The 252-nt window shown below is 55.2% G+C and carries 1 protein-coding gene; it reads right to left on the reverse strand.

Translation table 11 applies throughout. The features are described from left to right. Positions 1 to 252 (reverse strand): hypothetical protein (locus SB773_RS33475; protein ID WP_410594762.1); only part of this gene is annotated, 252 nt, incomplete at both ends.

A 252-nucleotide genomic window follows, 5' to 3' on the forward strand; every position in this document is an offset into this window, starting at 1 on the left:
TTCGTTAGCGAGTGAACGGCCAAAACCCCAGAGCGCCGCATCATCTGTACTTTGATAGCCTTGCGTGGGTAGCCACAGAGTGACCTTGCAGCCTTGAGCTTCCAAGCCGCTAGCTTCTAATGCGAGCGACCACTGCTGGGCCTCAAAGCACCGCTGAGTTTGTGCGCTGGTGCTATTAATGCCTAGTTTGCGCAGGTCCAGCACGTTGAGCGCATCAGGTGTTTCCGGTAAATCAGCGAGCGCGTTTTCTAG

This window comes from Bacillus sp. SIMBA_074 (genome assembly GCF_046534555.1).
Lineage (GTDB): Bacteria > Bacillota > Bacilli > Bacillales > Bacillaceae_G > Bacillus_A > Bacillus_A mycoides.